Origin of the sequence: Thermodesulfatator autotrophicus, assembly GCF_001642325.1 — a bacterium.
GTDB classification, from domain to species: domain Bacteria; phylum Desulfobacterota; class Thermodesulfobacteria; order Thermodesulfobacteriales; family Thermodesulfatatoraceae; genus Thermodesulfatator; species Thermodesulfatator autotrophicus.
This window is the reverse complement of sequence record NZ_LSFI01000031.1, coordinates 1-18,511: the sequence shown is the minus strand read 5'-3', so window position 1 is coordinate 18,511 and position 18,511 is coordinate 1. Positions and strand designations below refer to the sequence as shown.

Here is an 18,511-nt window from a genome sequence, read left to right as displayed (position 1 = left end):
AATTGTTGTTATATGTTTTGTGCTCCTAATTAATATTATTTTAGCTTATCCTCACGAGAAAATATCAGAATAAGCCCTAAAACACCCATTGTGATAGCAGAATCCGCCAGATTAAAGGCCGGCCAGTGATAAGGACCTATATGAAAATCAAGAAAATCAAACACCTGGCCATGGCAAACCCGATCAATAAAATTACCAATAGCTCCACCAGCCACCAGGCCAGCAGAAAATTGAACCTGCTTTGGTTTATCTTTAGCCAAAAAGTATAATCCTAAAGCCGCTATCAAATTAACAGCCATTAACAGATATTTGGCCCAGGCAGGATGATTACCAAAAAAACCAAAAGCCACCCCGGGGTTCCACACATGAACCAGCTTGAAGAACCCCGGTATTATAACTTTGGCCTCTCCAGGGGCAACAATTTGCTGAAATAAAAATTTGCTTACCTGGTCAAAAAAAACTACTACCAGGGCAGTTATGAAGAAATACTTTTGAGAAATTCTTGCCATGATTCTTTAAGCACCTTATAGCAACGAGGGCACACCTTGAGGCCTTCTTCATTCTGGCCAACCTCTTCGCTCCACTTCCAGCAACGCTCACACTTTTCCCCGGGAGCCCGTTTCACCAGAACTTTGAGTTCCGGAATCTCTTCACCCTGATAAAAGACTTCATCTTCTTGAGGTTCAATTTTTTCGGCTACTGAAAGTTTAGATACAATGGCTAGGTAAGCCAGGATATCTTGATTTGCTTTAAGAAAAGCAAGTAATTCTTCTGAAGCTGCCGTTAAAATTACTTCGGCTTCAAGAGAGTTTCCGATAATTTTTCGCTCTTTACGGGCTATTTCTAAGGCCTTGGTGATTTCAGCCCGAATGCCCATAAGTTTTTCCCATTTATCAATAAAATCATCACCAAGCTCGGTGATAAAGGGCTCAGGAAAAGAGGCCAGATGAACACTTTCTTCTTTGTTCTCACCTGGTATATAGCGCCATATTTCTTCAGCGGTAAAAGAGAGTATAGGCGCCATAAGCCTGGTGATAGCAGTTAAGGCGTGATAAAGCACGGTTTGAGCTGCCCGACGTGAAAAAGATTGAGGACTCTCACAATAAAGGGTATCCCGGCTGATATCAATAAAAACGGCTGAAAGATCCACGGCGCAGAACTGGTGAATACCATGGGTGACAATATGAAATTCGTAGTCCTCGTAAGCCTTAAGACAGCGAGAAATAAGCTTTGAAAGACGAAACAGTATATAACGTTCAAAATCTGGAAGTTCCTCTAAAGGCACCAGATCCTTTTCTGGGACAAAATCGTAGAGATTGCCCAGCATAAAGCGACACGTATTGCGAATCTTTCGGTAGGCCTCTGTTAAACGCTTTAGTATCTCATCGGAGAGGCGAATATCATCACGATAATCTTCTGCCGCTACCCAGAGGCGTAAAATCTCCGCCCCATAGCGTTTGATTATCTTTTCCGGGGGGATAACATTTCCCAGAGACTTGGACATCTTTCGTCCCTGGCCGTCAACCACAAAACCGTGGGTAAGAACAGCCTCATAGGGAGCACGCCCGCGAGTGCCTACGGCACAGAGAAGTGAACTATGGAACCAGCCACGATGCTGGTCTGAACCTTCAAGGTAAAGGTCAGCAGGAAATTTTAATTCTTCTCGCCTTTCAAGGACCGCGGCAAAAGAAACGCCGGAATCAAACCAGACATCAAGAATGTCCTCTTCTTTACGAAAATCCCGGCTGCCACACTGCGGACAAATTGTTCCTTCAGGAAGAAGCTCAGAGACATCTTTTTCAAACCAGACGTCAGCCCCTTTTTCTTCAAAAAGGGCCAAGACTTTTTCGTAGTACTTTTTGTCTTTTAAAAACTCGCCGCATTGGTTGCAGATAAAAACGGTTAAAGGCACGCCCCAGGAGCGCTGGCGAGAAAGACACCAGTCAGGCCGCTTTTCAATCATGCTTTTAATACGATTTTTTCCCCAGTGGGGTATCCAGCGGATTTTCTCAATCCATTCAAGGGCTTTTTTACGCAAATTATTGGCTTCCATGGAAATAAACCACTGTTCAGTAGCCCGAAAGATAACCGGTTTCTTACAACGCCAGCAATGAGGATAGCTGTGCTCTATCTCTGAAACATGTAAAAGCTTGCCTTCACGTTTAAGTATTTCAATAATTTCATCATTAGCTTTAAAAATGTGTTTTCCGCCAATTTCAGGTATATCTTCATCAAAAAAACCCTCAGGGCTCACCGGAGCATAAATATCGAGACCATATCTAAGGCCTGTTTCATAGTCTTCTTCACCGTGGCCAGGGGCAGTGTGCACACAACCTGTTCCTGCCTCAAGAGTTACATAATCAGCCAGGACAATAAGGGACTCACGAGTTAAAAAGGGATGCCTGGCGTGTTTCCTCTCTAAATCCTCAGGCTTAATACAGGCTACAATGGAAGGCACCTTTTCTAAGTCTAATTCCGCTGCCAGGGCAGAAAGCCTGCCTTCAGCAAGAATTAGAACTTCATCATTAAGCTTTACCGCCACATACTTAAACTCAGGGTTTAAAGCAATGGCCAGATTGGCCGGAAGCGTCCAGGGTGTGGTGGTCCATATGACAATGAAGACTTTTTCATTTTTAAGCTCTTCTGGAAGCACTTCGTAAGCATCTTCAGCCAGAGGGAATTTCACGTAAATAGAAGGTGAGCGGTGAGGCTCATATTCCACTTCAGCTTCAGCCAGGGCCGTTACGCAGTGTGGACACCAGAAAACAGTTTTTTTGCGACGATAAACTGAGCCTTGCGCCAAGAAGTTTATAAATTCGCGAGCAATAGTGGCTTCGTAATCATAGCTCATAGTGAGATAGGGATTTTCCCAGTCTCCAATTACTCCCAGGCGCTTAAATTCTTCTCGTTGAATGTTTATCCAGCGCTCGGCATATTCCCGACAATGTTTGCGAATAGTAAGCTTGGAAAGCTCCCCGCGTTTTACTTTAAGTTCCTTCTCTACATTTAATTCAATGGGAAGGCCGTGACAGTCCCAACCAGGGACATAAGGACTTTTAAAACCATTTTTGTGCCTTGATTTGACTATTATATCTTTTAAGACCTTATTTAAGGCCGTGCCCATGTGAATATGCCCATTGGCATACGGAGGCCCGTCATGAAGTACATAAAGGGCAGAATTTTCTCGGTACCTTAACATCTTATGATAAAGATCTATCTCTTCCCACCACTTCAAAAATTCAGGTTCTCTTTTAGCCAGGTTGGCCTTCATAGGAAAACCTGTACGAGGAAGATTAAGGGCATCTTTCCACTCTATTTTTTCACTCATAACTTACCTCTCAGCCATTTAAGTTCTTTCCGCATAGTAGAAAGATTAAACACAAGTAGCAAGAGCTAAGATAACCACTTGGCCAATTTTTGGGCAAGTTCTTCATGAGAAATAGGTTTTTGTAAAAAGTCGTCAAAACCAGAGGCAAACGCCTCTTTTTCTATTTCGTGTACGTTATGAGCCGTAAGAGCCAAAATAGGAATAGTCAAACCCTTTTTTCGCAAACGCTTAACAAGCTCTAAACCATTTAAACCGGGCATACGAATATCTAAAATTATCAGGTCAAAACTTTGTTGAGAGACCTTTTCAAAGGCCTCTATACCATCTGAGGCAACTACCACGGTGAGTCCCAGTTTTTCAAGAACACGGCGGAAATAAAGCTGATTAACCGGATTATCTTCTGCGAGAAGAATTTTTCCTCGCAGGGTATGAGGAATTTCTTTTTTCAGCAATCTATTTTCACTTGCCTTTTTAAGAGGGATCAACAAGTGAAAAGTAGCTCCCTTCCCTATTCCTTCACTTTCTGCCCAGAGCTTTCCGCCAAGAAGTTCTGCCAATCTTTTAGAGATTGCTAACCCCAAACCCGTTCCAGGATATGGTTTGCGATAAGAGTCATCTAACCTTTCGTATGGGTTAAAAATTTTTTCAAGGTCCGCGGGATCTATACCAGAACCAGTATCTTTGATTGAAATATGAAGCCAGACAATTTTTTCTCCCACCTTTTCAGGAAAAATTTTAAGGGAAATTTTACCTTTATCCGTAAATTTGATGGCGTTTGAGAGCAGATTAATCAAAATTTGCCTAATTTTTGAGACATCACCTTTAAAAGTTTTAGGAATATCAGGGCTAATAAATATTTCAAAATCCAATTTCTTCTTTTCTATTTCTAGTGAAAATAAATATTTTATTTCATTAATAAATTCTCTAAAGTCAAATATCTCTTCTTTTATTTCTTCAACGCCCTCTTCAAGTTTTGCAAAATCAAGTGTTTCATCAATGAGTGACTTCAAACTTTTTATTGACTTTTCTAAATGACTAAATTTCTCTTTATCAAAATGAGGATATTCTTCTTTTAATATCTCTAACATACCTATAGCTGCCGTCATAGGTGTTCTTATTTCGTGAGAAACATTAGCTAAAAATCTCGTTTTTGCTTGGCTAGCACTTTCAGATCTTTTAGCTTCATTTTTCCATTGTTCTAAAATTTTTTCAAGATCTCTACGATACTTATTGATACTTATTACTAGCTCATTAAAAGCTGATAATAATTCTTTTATTTCTTTTGGACCTTTTATATCAGGAAAAGTTGTCAATTCATTCTCAGACTTAATCTCTCTAAGATGATTTGCTAATCTAATAATAGGAATTGTAGCATAATAATAAAAAAAGTATATAACTAGACAAAGAATCGTAGCAGACAAAAGACCTATAGCTATAAAATTTATTATTACATTTTTAATAAGCTCTTGATAAGATTTATCATTAATAACAACTTCTAAAATTCCATCAAGTCCGCTTTTATCATGGAATTTATATATAATCTTTTCACCTTCAAACTCTCCTACTTCAATAGAAAAAATCTCTCTTTTTCCATTTTTTTCTCGTTCATTTAAATTATCTATTTCTTTTAATTCACTGTAAACCTGAGGTTCTTTCCATACAACTTTAACACCTTTTATAAATTCAAATTTTAACAAGTCTTTCAGGGCTCTTTCTACTTCGCTTTTTATTTTATACTTAAGGGGAGGAACTATAGTTTGAACAGTTTGTCTTAATAAGAGATGAATAGTTTTTTCTCTTTCTTGCAAAAGTTGCTGCCTCAAGATATAAGTACCCCACAAGATAGTACCAATAGTTATCAAAAAAGACAAAATTATTGCTAAGACAAAAAAAGTTTTTAATGATATATTTTTAGATATTTTTCGCATCTATGTTATCTACAAAAGACATCTTTTCTAAAACTATATCAGGAAAGGATAATTTTAATTTTTGCCACGCATATTTATTTACTAAAATACAAGCTCTTCTCCTTTCTAAATCTAGAGAAATAGCAACTCCTTTATAAACAAGTTCAGAAATATGAGTTACAGTTAAAATATTTTTACTATTAGCCAGGTCTATAAGCTTTTCAATTTGAGGTGACATCCCTCCAATATAAATTATATCTGGCATAAATTTTTCTATTACATTTTGGACTTCTTCCACTTTATTTACATAAATAGCTTCAAATATATCAAGTTTCTCACTTAAAAAGTTTTTAATAGCTTCATTTACAACATTTTGGTCTTGGAATGCAGTCTTATTTCGGGGCAAAAATACCAAAATTTTTATTCTCTTTTTCCGTTTTAGATTCTTTTCTAATTTTATAAGCTTGGTCAAAAGGGTTAATGTAAGACGAGCTTTTTGAGATTCTATGGTAATTAATGAACTCCCTTGGGAAACTTTATTTCCCCAAAAAATGAAAAGAATAATAATTAATACTAGCAAAAACCTAATACCCACTTTTTAGAACCTAAAACTTGAACTTTAGTCCGATTTCTATATAACGGCCTGCTTCCCTATAATCTTCTGGAATACTTCTATAACTTGACGGATATCGTATATCATCGTCGAAAAGATTATTTACCGCTGTCCATATAGTTATCTTATTTGTTAGGCTATAATTTAGCTTTAAGTTTATATTGGTATATCCCTTCAGTTTATCTCTATTATCTTCTTCATAGTTTGAAGAGGATATATCAACGGGATTATGTTTATCACGCCAGCGTGAACCTACGTAATTAATCCCTAAATTGATTTCTAGCGGTATTCTACCAAATGAATAAGAAATGATTCCACCAGCTAAGACATTAGCTACGTATGGACGAGGGTCTCCAAACTCATTTTCTCCCCATTGATAGCTACCATAAAGATAAATATCCCAGTTAATCCCCTGATAGCGATAAGCAATTTCTCCTCCCCAAACTTTTTCATCTCCACCTTGCCTGAAATGCCATCCGGAAAGATTAGCTGGAGTCCTCCGACCAAGTGTATTCTTAAGCCACATGTGATAAAGACTTAAGCTCACCCGTTCTCTAAAAGAAGGCTTCCAAATGAATACCGCTTCTATAGAATCAAGTTTTTCTGGTCTAAGATCTCTGCTACCAGAAACCAAAGGAGTATGATCACTATAAAGTGAATCCAGATCTGGCACACGAAATCCATGTCCGTAAATAAGTTTAGAGAGAAACTTTTCTGAAAAACGATGAATCCAGACTAAACGAGGGCTAAACTGGCCTTCAAAATCATCGTATTTATCATAACGAAGGCCTATATTTATTTCGTCTCGAGAGGAAATTTCCCACAGATTTTGAAAAAAAATAGCCCATCTTTTTTCTTCTTCATGGGGCCAGGGGTCTCTTAACTTGGTTAAAGAACCTAAAGGGGTAAGGTCTGGTAAATGACGATTCGCCCAAAAATCAACTGAGCGTATCTTGTTAGTTAAAAATTCTATCCCCCAGGTCAAACAATGTTTGCCATAATGGTAGTGAAAATTAAGACCTCCTGAAACTTCTCGCAGACCAATTTTTTCTTTAGCTAAAGTTGGTTTTTCAAAAGGAGGCAGTCTTTCAGGAGGAGCGGGATGAAAAGCATAATATGTACCGTAATCAATTGAATCTTCGCGCCAGTTTAAGTACAAAGAGGTATCAAACCAGTGGTTCCATGAAAAATTATAAACAAACTGGCCTCCTATTTGTTCTATTTGAGCACTTGGTTCGTTGGTACGCGGCAATCTGTTAGTTACGCCATAATATCGGGTTAAATCAATAAAAAAACGGAAAAATTTAATAGTAAAATCATCTTTATTTAGCCTAATTTCCTGCCAGTTAGTTTCAGAAGCCGTATTTACCTGCCCGGGAATATCTAAAATGTCTTTTACAGTAAACTTATCTCCGTGAGAATCGCTAGCCCCAGCACTTATTTGAACGTCCCAGCCATTTTTTATTATTCCTCCTGAAGTAAAAAGACGCTTTGTATCAAAGCTTCCATAGGCCACCCCTACTTCGCCGGCATTTTCCCATTTACGAGGAATAAGATTAATTACTCCTCCTTCAGCATAAGAACCATAAACAACTGAGGAAGGGCCTCTTGAAATTTCAATTCTCTCCAGAATATCTACCGGCAAAGCCCCAATAAAACTCAAAGCCCTTCTAGTGTGAAGCACGTTTAATGGTTGTCCGTCCCATAAAATCAAAACCCGCCTATCAGAATAATTACCCCTAACAATTAAGTGAAAAGAACCGTTGCCCTCCCTGATAACCTCAAGACCTGGAACAAACCGCAGGAGCTCAGCGATAGTAGTGGCCCCTGTTCGTTCTATTAATTTACGGTCAAATACCGTAAATGAAGAAGGATATTCATCAATGTTAAGACCTAACTCAAGAGCCGTGGCTGTAGCTTTTTCTAGAAAGGCTTCAAGTTCTCCTGCCGAGTGATTTTTAGCCTGAAGAGTCTCAACTAATAAGAAAAAAAAAAGATGAACAAAAAACAGACAATTTTAGATAGAAAAGAAAAAAATTCTGGCCAATTTTTCCCGCTAGAAAAAAGGGGCTGTTGCAATCTTTGCTCCTAGCTATCTTTTTGGGAGCACAAAACAAACATCAAATTATTACAAAAATCCTTTCACATAACAAAATGCCATCTCAAGGGTGACATAGTCATTGTGGCGCTCTTTGGTATCTTCAATATCAGCCAAAACAGGATTGCTTCGCTCGTTTGACATATCAAGAGAAGATCACAATAACAGTGCTTAAATTGCCCTCTGTTTGTGCCCCCCGCTAACAGTTCTTTCACCACTAAAAGAAAGATTTCAGTTTAACCAAGCTTACTTAATGCCTCGGCAATACGAGCAATCCCTTGCTTAATATCCTCATCGGCGCTGGCAAAGGAAATCCTTAAACATCTATCGTCGCCAAAGGCCACCCCTGGCACCGTAGCCACCTTTGCTTCCTCAAGGAGGTATTCACAAATACCCAATGAGTCCCTTATTTCCTGGCCAGAAGGAGCTTTCTTGCCGTAGTAACTTGAAAAGTCAATGAAAGCATAGAAAGTCCCCTTCGGTTCAGGAAGGCTTAAGCCTGGAATTTTAGTAATCTCATCGTAAAGAAGTTTGGCCCGGCGTTTAAAAGAAGTACACATTTCCGCTACACAATCCTGAGGGCCGACCAGGGCTTCAAGGGCCGCCTTTTGAGCCACCGAGGTGGCGTTAGAGGTGCTTTGCCCCTGAATCTTTGATACGGCTTTAATAATATCTTCTGGCCCTATTGCCCAGCCTATACGCCAGCCAGTCATGGCGTAAGTTTTTGAAACCCCGTTTACCATGATGGTTTGGTCTTTAAGGTCTGGCGCCACCGTTAAAATATTTTCAGGCCCATGGCCGTCAAAACGAAGCTTGTCATAAATATCATCAGAAATTATTACCAAACCCTTTTCTTTCAAAAGGCTGGCTAACTCTTCCATAAACTTGCGGCTATAAATCTGGCCCGTAGGGTTTGAAGGGCTGTTCAAAATAATCCCTTTTGTTTTGGGAGTTATGGCCTTAGCAATGTCTTCTATTCTGGGCTCAAAGTTATTTTCCCTGCTTGAAGGAACGATTACCGGCTTAGCTCCAGCCAGCTCAACTATTGGTGGATATGAGACCCAGTAAGGGGCCAGAATCAAGACTTCGTCACCGGGCTCAAATAGGGCCTGAGCCAGATTAAACAAGGCCTGCTTGGCCCCACAGGAGACCACCACCTCTTCAGGCTTATAGGTTAAGCCGTAGTCTTCTGCCAGCCGGCTTACAATAGCCTCCCGCAGTTCAGGAATCCCTGGCACAGGAGTGTAACGGGTAAAGCCCTCTTCTATAGCCTTGATAGCAGCAGTCTTGATATGGTCAGGGGTGTCAAAGTCTGGCTCACCAGCTGAAAGGTTAATAATGTCTATGCCCTTGGCCTTTAAGCTTTTGGCCTTGGCGTTCACCGCCAAAGTAGCTGATGGTTTAAGCTGTTTGACTCTGGTTGCTAGTTTTTCTTTCACGAGAAACCCTCCTTTTGGTTTCGTATATTACTTCTTTCAAAAATAGGCCCTGTGGTGGGGCCGGAGGTGGAGCAAGGGCTCTATCTTTAGCCTCTAAAATATTTGCCAGTTCTTCATAAGTTAGCTTACCAAGCCCCACTTCCACTAGAGCTCCCACGATATTTCTTACCATATATCGTAAAAAACCCCTTCCTGAAATCTCAAAACGAAGCATGCCTGCTACCCCTGGCACCCGCTTAAGCTCCGCCGAAAAAATAGTGCGAATGGTGGTCTTGGTTTCTGTACCTGCTTTTTTGAAGCTGGCAAAATCTTTTTGCCCTACAAAAAGCGGCAAACAGGCCTTCATGGCTTCAAGATTTAGTTTTTGCGGGACCCACCAGGAATAAAGCCTCACCAAGGGATTCCTGATGGGATGATTATAAATCTGATAGAAGTATGTTTTATACCTAGCGTCGTACTGGGCGTTAAATTTGATAGGGACTTCTTCTATCCTGACAATGGCGATGTCCTTGGGAAGAAGGGCGTTTAAAGCCCGATGCATGTCTTCTAAAGGCATTTTGTTCGTAGTAAGGAAGTTGGCCACCTGCCCTAAAGCGTGGACTCCAGCGTCTGTGCGGCCTGCGGCCCTAAGTTTTACCTTGTGCCCGAGAAGGCGCCTCAGAGTATCTTCTAAAACACCTTGAATGGTAGGACCTACCTTTTGTTTTTGCCAGCCGAGATAATTGGTACCGTCATAAGCAATGGTTAGCTTTATGTTGCGCATAGTTAAGGGAAAAGAGGCCTTGTTTCAAGGGCAATGGTCTCAGAAAAACCTGCCATAATATTCATATTTTGCACGGCCTGGCCGCTTGCCCCTTTAACAAGGTTATCAATAGCAGAGATAATAATGGCCCTTCGGGTGCGGGAATCAAGTTTTAAGCCAATAACGCAAAGATTTGTCCCTTTTACATGGGCTGTCTGGGGATATTGACCTTCCTCTAACACCTTAACAAAAGGCTCTTTGCTATAGGCGCCGCTTAAAGCTCCTCTCAGGTCTTTTTCAGTAACGCCTTCTTTAACCGAAGCGTAAGAGGTGGCAAGGATACCACGGCTCATTGGTACCAGATGGGTGGTAAAGTTTATACTGAAAGAAGAACCTGCGGCTAGATTCAATTCCTGTTCAATTTCTGGAGTGTGCCGATGCATGGCCACATTGTAAGCGCAAAAGTCTTCGTTTACCTCACAGAAAATAAGGCGAAGTTTGGCACTCCGGCCTGCCCCTGAAACACCACTTTTGGCATCAATAATAATACTTTGAGGCTCAATCAAGCCTTCTTTAAGCAAAGGAATAAGGGGAAGTAAACTTGCCGTGGGATAACACCCAGGATTAGCCACTAAAGAGGACTTTTTTATTTCCTCCCGATAAACTTCTGGAAGACCGTACACAGCCTGTTCTATAATTTCAGGACAGGGATGGGTAGTTTTATACCAGTTTTCGTAAACTTGTGAGTCTTTAAGGCGGAAATCAGCAGAAAGGTCTATAACTTTAACTCCCGCCTCAAGAAAGGCCTTGGCCGTTATAGCTGCCGCCCCGTGAGGCACACACAAGAAAACCAAATCCACTCTTGGGGCTATATTTTCAACGTCTGGTTTTTCAAAGACAAGATCAGCAAAACGGGCCTCAAAAGGAAAAACATCTTTTATTTTTTGGCCAGCCTTTTCCCTGGAAGTTACAGAAACTACCTCTACCTCTGGATGGTTAGCCAGAATACGTAACAATTCTAGCCCGGTATAACCTGTGGCCCCTACTATGGCTACCTTTAGCATGGTATAAAAAATTAAAGGGGAGCCAAGTGGCTCCCCTGACAGCTTCCAGTTTAGCGTTTGGAGTATTGCTGGCCGCGCCGTGCCCCGCGAAGACCGTATTTCTTGCGCTCTTTAACGCGGGCATCACGGGTAAGAAAACCAGCTTTTTTGAGAGAAGGGCGAAGCTCTTCGTTATAAACTATTAGCGCTCTGGCCACACCATGTCTTATGGCCTCTGCCTGAGCAGACTTGCCACCGCCTTTGACTGTACAGATAATGTCAAACTTGCCAGAAGTGCCTGTAACATTAAAGGGCTGTTCTACCACGTGCCTGGCTACTACGTTATCAGAAAAATATTCCTCAAAGGGCTTGTTATTAACTTTAAACTGGCCACTTCCAGGCATAATCCAGACACGGGCAATAGCGGTTTTCCTCTTGCCAGTAGCGTAAAACCTTTCAGGATTCTTAGCCATCTTGTCTCACCTCTTAGATTTCTAAAACTTTTGGTTTCTGAGCGGTATGAGGGTGAGCCTCCCCCCTATAAACCTTTAACTTTTTAAGCATTTTGCGACCCAGGCGATTTTTGGGAAGCATACGCTTTACCGCCAGCCTGATAACTTCTTCAGGCTTATTAGCAAGCATCTTTTTGGCTGGCGTAAGCTTAATCCCTCCCATGTAGCCAGAATGACGCCAGTAAATCTTCTGATCAAGCTTTTTGCCAGAAAGCTTCACTTTGTCAGCGTTTACCACTACGATAAAGTCCCCGGCGTCAACATGAGGGGTGTAGTCAGGGCGATGTTTGCCCTGCAAGCGGTAAGCAATAATGCTTGCCAGACGACCTAAAGTCTTACCCTTGGCGTCAACCACGTACCAGGCCCTTTTTACTTCTTCCTTTTTCAACATCGGGGTCTGAGATGTAAATATAGCCATTTTTACTCCTCCACTGCCAGATCGGCTCAAAATCTTTAAAAGACTTGGGCTTTCTTGTCAAGTAAGCGTTACAAATTTTAGACTAAAATAAAAAAATTGCAATCATTCTCCAATCTTTGGGATAGTGCCTTTTTCCAGGGCCTTACGATATACCGTTAAAAATAAAACCAGACTTCCTGAGAGATAGAACAAATTCAAAAGAAAGGCCTTTTGTAAAAGAGAAAGGTTAAGGCTTTTGGCTAAAAGAACCTCACGCATACCTTCAAACACGTAAGAAGCCGGCACTATGGTAGCCACCTGCCTTAAGCCTTCAGGCAAAACCTCCACTGGATAAAAAACCCCTGACACTGGCAAAAAGAGAAAGGCGAGAGCCCAGGCCAGGATCTCGGCCTCCTGGCCAAACCAGAGAATAGCTGACATGGTCACCAGACCAATGGCCCAGCCCATAGCACAGAGATTCAAAACAAATAGCAAAAGCCAGAAACCAAGTTTGAAAACCTGAAAACCAAAACAAAGGCTTGCTAGAAAAGACATAACCCCAAAAGCAAAGGCGACTTTGATTAAACTTATGCACACAAGGGCCACAAGATATTCTGATATCTTTAGTGGAGAAACGAAGAGATTGATTAAATTCCTGGCCCAGATATCTTCTAAAAATGAAACAGAAACCCCCTGCTGGGCCCTTAAAAGGATATTCCAAAGAATCAAGCCTCCCAGGAAAAACGAGGCGTAAGGAGGAAGGGAAGCTCCTCCTCTGGCTAAATAGATAGTAATAAATCCCCATAGAAGGAGATCTACCGTAGGCCAGTAAAAAACATCAAGCACCCTGGTAAAACTCCGCCGATAAAGAAAAACTTGCCTTAATATTACCGCGTAAATACGTCTGGGATTCATAGGTTTAACCTGAAATAAAGATCTTCCAGGCTTTTGGCTTCAAAGCTTTTTAAAAGTTCCTCTTTGGTACCGAGGGCCTTAACCTGTCCTTTTTGAAGGACAAGGACACGGTCACTTATACGCTCTATCTCTGAAAGGTTATGAGAAGTAATGATAATACTTGTATTTTTTTCGTGGCTTAAACTCTGCAAAAGGCTGCGGGTATCTCTAGCAATTTCTGGGTCAAGGCCAGCAGTGGGTTCGTCTAGGAGAAGTATCCTGGGTTCATTAAGTAAGGCCTTGGCCAGGCAAAGGCGCATCATCTGGCCTGAAGAAAGAGTACGCGTACGAAGTTTTCTTTTTTCCCAGAGGCCAAAAAGCTTTAGTAACTCGCTTATTTTTTCTTTTGGATTTTTGAGACGGTAAAGATGGGCATAAACCAAAAGATTTTCTTCAAGGGTCAAGGAAAGGGGAAGCCCCACATAGTTTGAAGCAAAATTAACTTTTTCCAGCACTTTGGAGCGATATTTTGGGAAAGGCAGGCCAAAGTAATTTATGCGGCCTTCAGTGGGTAAAACCAGGCCCAGCAAGCAATTTATAAGAGTGGTCTTTCCGGCTCCATTTGGCCCGAGAATCCCTAAAATCTCTCCCTCATAAAGGGTAAAAGAGACGTCTTTTAAGGCCCAAAAAGCCCCAAATTTCTTGCTTAGATTTTTTACTTCAAGGATAGTGTCCATGGAAGGGTTCAAGTTGGATCCCGGGGGTGGACTCGAACCACCACTATGGGGGCCAAAACCCCATGTCCTGCCGATTAGACGACCCGGGATCAAAGGTATATTTAAAATAACTTATTAGCAGTTTCTTGCAAGAGACCACTTCTTTTTTATTAGACTTGTGGTGCCTAAAAGGAAAAATTTTTCCCATAATAGGAAAATTTTTTCCCATTATACCTGATTAGACTCCAAAAAATTTCCCTCAAATCTAATTTCCTAAAAGCTAGAAAACATAAAGTTTTCAGAGAAATTATTTCCTGTAACTCCCTTTTTCTTTTAAAAGGCACATTTTTTGCATTATCAAAAACAAATAATGATAAAGTATAAATTAATCAGTGGAGATAAATTAGTCGGCCATTATCTTAGCCATTTGTTAACTCTGGCCAAGCTTGATGAAACACGGCTAGAGAACGCTAATTTGCTAATCCTGGTTGAACCCAAAAAAATACCTCCCCAAATGGTAGAGTCTGTTCTCTCTAGACTCAGAAAAAATGTCAAAATTCTGGTCATAAGTCAAAAAACCCCCTCCCTGGATTTAAAAGAAAAGGAATCCAGATTTCTAAAACGCCCTCTTTTAGTGAGCCGTCTTATTTCTTTCATTGAAGAAATGTTCTCAAGCCATTTACCACTAACGCGTGAAGAAAGAGAAAATCCTTTAATAGGAAAACACGCAAGCATCGTCAAATTAAGAAATTTTATTCCTAAATTAGCCTCTATTCCTTCACCAGTATTACTTTGGGGAGCCAAAGGAACAGGCAAGGAATTAATTGCTCGTCATATCCAGGCTTATCGCGGCGGAAATTTTATCAAGTTTTCTCCTCAGAACTTACCCTCAGAAATGATTGAAGCGGTGCTTTTCGGTTTTGCCGCTAAAACTTTACCTAACATCAAAAAAGAAAAAAAGGGACTTTTAGCCAGAGCGGGAGAGGGTGTTCTTTATATAGAAAACCTTGATTATCTTCCGCTAAAAACCCAGATAAAGCTCCTTTCTTTTATTGAAAGCGGCTATTTTTACCCCCTGGGCGCCAAAGAAGCCGTAAAAAGTTCGGCTAAATTGATTGTATCTCTTTCAAGGCCTCCTGAAGAAGTCCTCAAGGCCGGGAAAATTCACGTGGAGATATTTTTCCGTCTATCAGAATTTGCCCTTTATCTCCCGTCTTTAAAAGAACGCAAAATAGACATACCTCTTCTTGCCCAACATTTTCTGGAACATTACGCCCATTTGTATCATAGAGAAATATTTTCTCTCTCAGCCGATTTTATAGAAAAATTGTTATTCTACTCCTGGCCTAACAATTTAAACGAATTGCAAAATATTATAAAAGATGTGGTAATCTGGAACGAAGAAGAAGCCCTTAAAAAGTATTTACCCCAAGGTCTTGAAATAAAACTCAAGTTTAAAGATATTGAAGACCTTCTAAGCCAGCTTATTCAAGAAGAGAAAAGAATTAAGGAACGAACTGTATCCAGCCGTAAGGGTCAGGTTTCTCGCCGTACTGGATCCCGGTAAGCTCTTCAAAAAGTTTTTTAGCCAGTGGGCCTGTTTTTCCTTCATTAATAATATATTCCTTGCCCTTATAGGCCAGACAGCCTACTGGAGAAATAACCGCCGCTGTCCCTGTGCCAAAACATTCTTTTAGACGACCAGTTTTAGCCCCCTCAATAACTTCATCTATGGTAATACGGCGTTCACTAACCTTAAGGCCCCAACTTCTAGCCATTTGAATCACAGACTCTCTCGTAATTCCAGGAAGGATAGTCCCGGTAAGAGCAGGCGTTACCAGTTCTTCCTCAAAGTAAAAGAAAATATTCATGGTGCCCACTTCTTCCACATAACGGCGTTCTACCGCATCAAGCCAGAGCACCTGGGTATAGCCTAACCTGGCTGCTTCTTCAGAGGCCATAAGGCTTGCAGCGTAATTGCCACCGGTTTTAACGTCTCCCACTCCCCCTGGAGCAGCGCGAACATATTTGTCTGTAACGTAAATTTTGATGGGATTAAAACCTTCTTTATAATAAGCACCTACTGGAGAAAGGATAATGAAAAAAATATACTCACTGCTTGGTTTCACGCCTAAGAAGGCTTCGGTTCCCATCATCAGGGGCCTGATGTAAAGGGCTGAACCCTTTTCCCTGGGAACCCAGTCTTTTTCAATATCAACCAGGGTTTTAAGGGCCTTTAATACAAAACCTTCGTCAATAGAGGGCATACACATACGTCTGGCTGAATAGTTCATACGAGCCATATTGCGTTCTGGCCGAAAAAGCCTGATACGACCATCAACACCGTAATAGGCCTTTAACCCTTCAAATATGGTCTGACTATAGTGGAAAACGGCTGCTGCCGGGTCAAGGCAGATGGGCTCATAAGGCTTTATTTGGTGGCTGTGCCAGCCTTTGGCTTCATCGTAAAGCATTAAAAACATGTGGTCAGTAAAGATACGCCCAAAGGGAAGGCCGCCTTCTAGGTCAAGCTTCCTTCTTTTTTCCGCAGGTAAAAGATCAAGTCTTATTTCCATTCTTGCCAAGTCCTTTAACGTAGTATATCTCTTAAACCGAATTTAACTTTTTTTAATGCAAGGATTTCCTATGTTCAAGTGGCTACGCAAAAAAGATAAAAAAGAAACCGCTGAAGTCCCTGAAGAGAAAAAACTTTTAGGAAAATTTAAGGAAAGGCTTTCACGCACACGAGAAAAGCTCAAAGAAGGCCTGGGTGAAGTATTTGTTATTGAAAGAAACGTTGATGAAAAATTCTTTGAAGAACTTGAAGAGGCCTTAATAACCGCTGATATTAACATTGACACTATCAAAAGGCTTTTAACTCCTTTGAGGATTAGGGTCTCACAGGGTGAGCTTCTTAAAACTTCTGAGTTTAAAGAAGCCCTTAAGGCTGAAATGCTTAAGATTCTTTCCCTTGAACCCCCTGCTTTCCCCCCAGAAGCAAGGCCGGCAGCTATTTTTGTAGTAGGGGTAAACGGGGTTGGCAAAACCACTTCCATTGCTAAGTTAGGCTATCGTTTGAAAAAAAGCGGATTTTCCGTTCTTTTCATAGCAGCTGATACCTTCCGCGCTGCGGCCATTGAACAGCTTGAAAACTGGGGCAAACGTATGGAAATCCCTGTTATCAAACAAAAACTTGGAGCTGACCCGGCTTCTGTTGTTTTTGAAGGTTTAAAGGCTGCCACAAGCCGGCAGATTGACGTAGCTCTCATTGATACCGCTGGCCGCCTTCATACCAAATATAACCTGATGGAAGAACTAAAAAAAATGGCCAGAGTGGCAGGCAAAGCCGTTGAAGGAGCTCCTCATCAAAATATACTGGTCATTGACGCCACCACTGGCCAAAACGCAGTAAGCCAGGTCAAGTGGTTTAAAGAAGCCCTACCCATACACACTTTAATCGTCACCAAAATGGACGGGACAGCCAAAGGTGGTATAGTTCTAACCCTTACCCATTTATTCAAAATTCCCATATCCTTCATTGGGCTGGGAGAAAAACTAGAAGACCTTGAACCTTTTGACCCCAAAGCTTTTGTAGAAGCTATCATTCCTTAATTTATGCTTAAGGGAATACTTCTTCTTGGACCAACAGGAGTGGGGAAAAGCCCTTTGGGAGATCTCTTAGAAGAAGTAGGGCTTTTTGGTTATAAGTGCCTTCACTTTGATTTTGGCCGAGAATTAAGGGCCATTGCCAAAGGGGCCCATCGGTATGATATCTTACCATCAGAACAAATCTTCATTAAAAAAGTCCTTGAAGAAGGCCTTCTCCTTGAAAACGAGCATTTTTATTTGGCCGAAAAAATACTGACTTCCTTCCTTAAGGCTAAAAATTTCTCCGGACGTGAAATAATTATTATGAATGGGCTTCCTCGCCACCAGGGTCAGGCCAAAGCCCTGGCTAAAAAGATTTTTATCCCCCTGGTGGTGACAATAGAAGCTTCTTTTGAAGAGATACTTGAGCGTATCCACCGGGATATTGGTGGCGACCGCAAAGGCCGTGATGATGACTATATAGAGCTTATTTACCGTAAATGGCAAACTTATAAGAAAAGAACCAGGCCTTTACGCGAATATTATAAAAATAAAGGAGCAAAGATTTTAAAACTAATCGTCGGAAGACTTACTACTCCTCAAGAAACCCTTGCTCTCCTGCAAGAAAAAATAACCGCCGAAAAAATACTAGGGAACCTCTAAAAATCTTTTTTTGGCGTTCTGCTTACGAACCCGAGTTTGACAGTTGATAGATACACAAAAAGCCGTTATCCCTTACTACACAAGTGTTACAAGAGATTACCAAAAACTAGGCGTGAGTACTAGAGGTCTTCTTTAAAGGAAATTATCTGGCACTAAAATTAACGCCTGCTCTCCTCATCAGGAAAAATCTCAAGTTCACCAAAAATCTTAAGCCTAAACGCTTTGTATGCCTTCCTCACTAAAGGACTACCCTCCGTCCACTTGAGAATCCGATCCTTTCGCCCTTCCTTCTCGTATCTCTACCACGCATATCCTTGAAAGTTCTCTCCTTAACCTCCCAAAACTGAGAGTACGACCAAAAATTGTGTCTGAGGATAAAATTAAAAACTCCTGCCTATTTTAGATCTTCCCTGAATAAGATGTAAATTTACATCTATTTCATGCTTTCTTTTTTTAATGATTATTGGAAACTTATTGTTTTTTGTGTATAAAATTTTGATATTAAAAGTTCATCATACAGATTTATCAATTTTTGAAAAGTTCATAGTGTTTCGTCAACTGTGTCCGCAGG

Annotated in this window: 16 protein-coding genes and 1 tRNA gene; 3 read left to right on the top strand and 14 right to left on the bottom strand. The window is 40.9% G+C overall.

Features of this window, described 5'->3' with window-relative positions; translation table 11 throughout:
• Positions 1-35: 35 nt before the first annotated feature.
• The 13 genes from lspA to TH606_RS07135 all read right to left on the bottom strand — a co-directional run bounded on the left by lspA (position 36) and on the right by TH606_RS07135 (position 13,799).
• Positions 36-509 (bottom strand): signal peptidase II, encoded by a 474-nt coding sequence (lspA, locus tag TH606_RS07195; protein ID WP_068542415.1) that lies wholly within the window; start codon positions 507-509, stop codon positions 36-38.
• Positions 476-3,328 carry an isoleucine--tRNA ligase gene (ileS, locus tag TH606_RS07190; RefSeq protein WP_197460525.1) on the bottom strand — a complete coding sequence of 951 codons (2,853 nt, stop codon included), beginning with the start codon at positions 3,326-3,328 and terminating at the stop codon, positions 476-478. Before ileS ends, lspA begins: the two co-directional genes overlap by 34 nt.
• A gap of 65 nt (positions 3,329-3,393) precedes the next feature.
• Entirely contained in the window at positions 3,394-5,256 is a 1,863-nt protein-coding gene (locus TH606_RS07185; protein ID WP_068542413.1) for a response regulator, read from the bottom strand.
• Positions 5,240-5,815, bottom strand: coding sequence for a YfiR/HmsC family protein (locus tag TH606_RS07180; RefSeq protein ID WP_068542411.1), 576 nt, complete (start codon positions 5,813-5,815; stop codon positions 5,240-5,242). The genes TH606_RS07185 and TH606_RS07180 overlap by 17 nt, the downstream gene beginning before the upstream one ends.
• 25 nt (positions 5,816-5,840) lie before the next feature.
• Entirely contained in the window at positions 5,841-7,733 is a 1,893-nt protein-coding gene (locus TH606_RS07175; RefSeq protein WP_269451050.1) for a TonB-dependent receptor plug domain-containing protein, read from the bottom strand.
• A 449-nt stretch (positions 7,734-8,182) separates the two neighbouring features.
• Positions 8,183-9,385 carry a pyridoxal phosphate-dependent aminotransferase gene (locus TH606_RS07170; protein WP_068542408.1) on the bottom strand — a complete coding sequence of 401 codons (1,203 nt, stop codon included), beginning with the start codon at positions 9,383-9,385 and terminating at the stop codon, positions 8,183-8,185.
• Positions 9,348-10,148: a tRNA pseudouridine(38-40) synthase TruA gene (gene truA / locus TH606_RS07165; protein WP_068542406.1), complete on the bottom strand. Its 801-nt coding sequence runs from the start codon at positions 10,146-10,148 to the stop codon at positions 9,348-9,350. Before truA ends, TH606_RS07170 begins: the two co-directional genes overlap by 38 nt.
• A 2-nt stretch (positions 10,149-10,150) precedes the next feature.
• Positions 10,151-11,191 (bottom strand): N-acetyl-gamma-glutamyl-phosphate reductase, encoded by a 1,041-nt coding sequence (gene argC / locus TH606_RS07160; RefSeq protein ID WP_068542404.1) that lies wholly within the window; start codon positions 11,189-11,191, stop codon positions 10,151-10,153.
• A gap of 50 nt (positions 11,192-11,241) precedes the next feature.
• Entirely contained in the window at positions 11,242-11,643 is a 402-nt protein-coding gene (rpsI, locus tag TH606_RS07155; RefSeq protein ID WP_068542402.1) for a 30S ribosomal protein S9, read from the bottom strand.
• Positions 11,644-11,656: 13 nt separating this feature from the next.
• On the bottom strand, positions 11,657-12,100 hold the full coding sequence (gene rplM / locus TH606_RS07150) for a 50S ribosomal protein L13 (RefSeq protein WP_068542400.1): 444 nt from the start codon (positions 12,098-12,100) through the stop codon (positions 11,657-11,659).
• Between the two features lie 102 nt (positions 12,101-12,202).
• A complete protein-coding gene (locus TH606_RS07145; RefSeq protein ID WP_068542397.1) occupies positions 12,203-12,994 on the bottom strand; it encodes an ABC transporter permease in 792 nt (263 codons plus the stop codon).
• Positions 12,991-13,710, bottom strand: coding sequence for an ABC transporter ATP-binding protein (locus TH606_RS07140; protein ID WP_068542396.1), 720 nt, complete (start codon positions 13,708-13,710; stop codon positions 12,991-12,993). Before TH606_RS07140 ends, TH606_RS07145 begins: the two co-directional genes overlap by 4 nt.
• Positions 13,711-13,724: 14 nt before the next feature.
• Positions 13,725-13,799 (bottom strand) — tRNA-Gln (locus TH606_RS07135).
• A gap of 260 nt (positions 13,800-14,059) precedes the next feature.
• On the opposite strand from TH606_RS07135, the gene TH606_RS07130 reads away from it, so the two are divergent.
• Positions 14,060-15,256 (top strand): sigma-54-dependent transcriptional regulator, encoded by a 1,197-nt coding sequence (locus TH606_RS07130; RefSeq protein ID WP_068542394.1) that lies wholly within the window; start codon positions 14,060-14,062, stop codon positions 15,254-15,256.
• On the opposite strand, the gene TH606_RS07125 is transcribed toward TH606_RS07130, so the two are convergent.
• Positions 15,195-16,265, bottom strand: a complete 1,071-nt coding sequence (locus tag TH606_RS07125) for a branched-chain amino acid aminotransferase (protein WP_068542392.1) — start codon at positions 16,263-16,265, stop codon at positions 15,195-15,197. The two genes, TH606_RS07130 and TH606_RS07125, sit on opposite strands and share 62 nt — an antisense overlap.
• Positions 16,266-16,335: 70 nt before the next feature.
• On the opposite strand from TH606_RS07125, the gene ftsY reads away from it, so the two are divergent.
• Both ftsY and TH606_RS07115 read left to right on the top strand, forming a co-directional pair.
• Positions 16,336-17,301, top strand: coding sequence for a signal recognition particle-docking protein FtsY (ftsY, locus tag TH606_RS07120; protein WP_068542389.1), 966 nt, complete (start codon positions 16,336-16,338; stop codon positions 17,299-17,301).
• A 3-nt stretch (positions 17,302-17,304) separates the two neighbouring features.
• Entirely contained in the window at positions 17,305-17,940 is a 636-nt protein-coding gene (locus TH606_RS07115) for a nucleoside monophosphate kinase (protein WP_068542386.1), read from the top strand.
• The last annotated feature ends 571 nt before the right edge of the window (positions 17,941-18,511 follow it).

Bases quoted from the DNA above. Each gene is read 5' to 3' on its own strand.
- lspA (WP_068542415.1), bottom strand. From the start codon at position 509: ATGGCAAGAATTTCTCAAAAGTATTTCTTCATAACTGCCCTGGTAGTA.
- ileS (WP_197460525.1), bottom strand. From the start codon at position 3,328: ATGAGTGAAAAAATAGAGTGGAAAGATGCCCTTAATCTTCCTCGTACA.
- TH606_RS07185 (WP_068542413.1), bottom strand. From the start codon at position 5,256: ATGCGAAAAATATCTAAAAATATATCATTAAAAACTTTTTTTGTCTTA.
- truA (WP_068542406.1), bottom strand. From the start codon at position 10,148: ATGCGCAACATAAAGCTAACCATTGCTTATGACGGTACCAATTATCTC.
- argC (WP_068542404.1), bottom strand. From the start codon at position 11,191: ATGCTAAAGGTAGCCATAGTAGGGGCCACAGGTTATACCGGGCTAGAA.
- rpsI (WP_068542402.1), bottom strand. From the start codon at position 11,643: ATGGCTAAGAATCCTGAAAGGTTTTACGCTACTGGCAAGAGGAAAACC.
- rplM (WP_068542400.1), bottom strand. From the start codon at position 12,100: ATGGCTATATTTACATCTCAGACCCCGATGTTGAAAAAGGAAGAAGTA.
- TH606_RS07145 (WP_068542397.1), bottom strand. From the start codon at position 12,994: ATGAATCCCAGACGTATTTACGCGGTAATATTAAGGCAAGTTTTTCTT.
- TH606_RS07140 (WP_068542396.1), bottom strand. From the start codon at position 13,710: ATGGACACTATCCTTGAAGTAAAAAATCTAAGCAAGAAATTTGGGGCT.
- TH606_RS07130 (WP_068542394.1), top strand. From the start codon at position 14,060: ATGATAAAGTATAAATTAATCAGTGGAGATAAATTAGTCGGCCATTAT.
- TH606_RS07125 (WP_068542392.1), bottom strand. From the start codon at position 16,265: ATGGAAATAAGACTTGATCTTTTACCTGCGGAAAAAAGAAGGAAGCTT.
- ftsY (WP_068542389.1), top strand. From the start codon at position 16,336: ATGTTCAAGTGGCTACGCAAAAAAGATAAAAAAGAAACCGCTGAAGTC.
- TH606_RS07115 (WP_068542386.1), top strand. From the start codon at position 17,305: ATGCTTAAGGGAATACTTCTTCTTGGACCAACAGGAGTGGGGAAAAGC.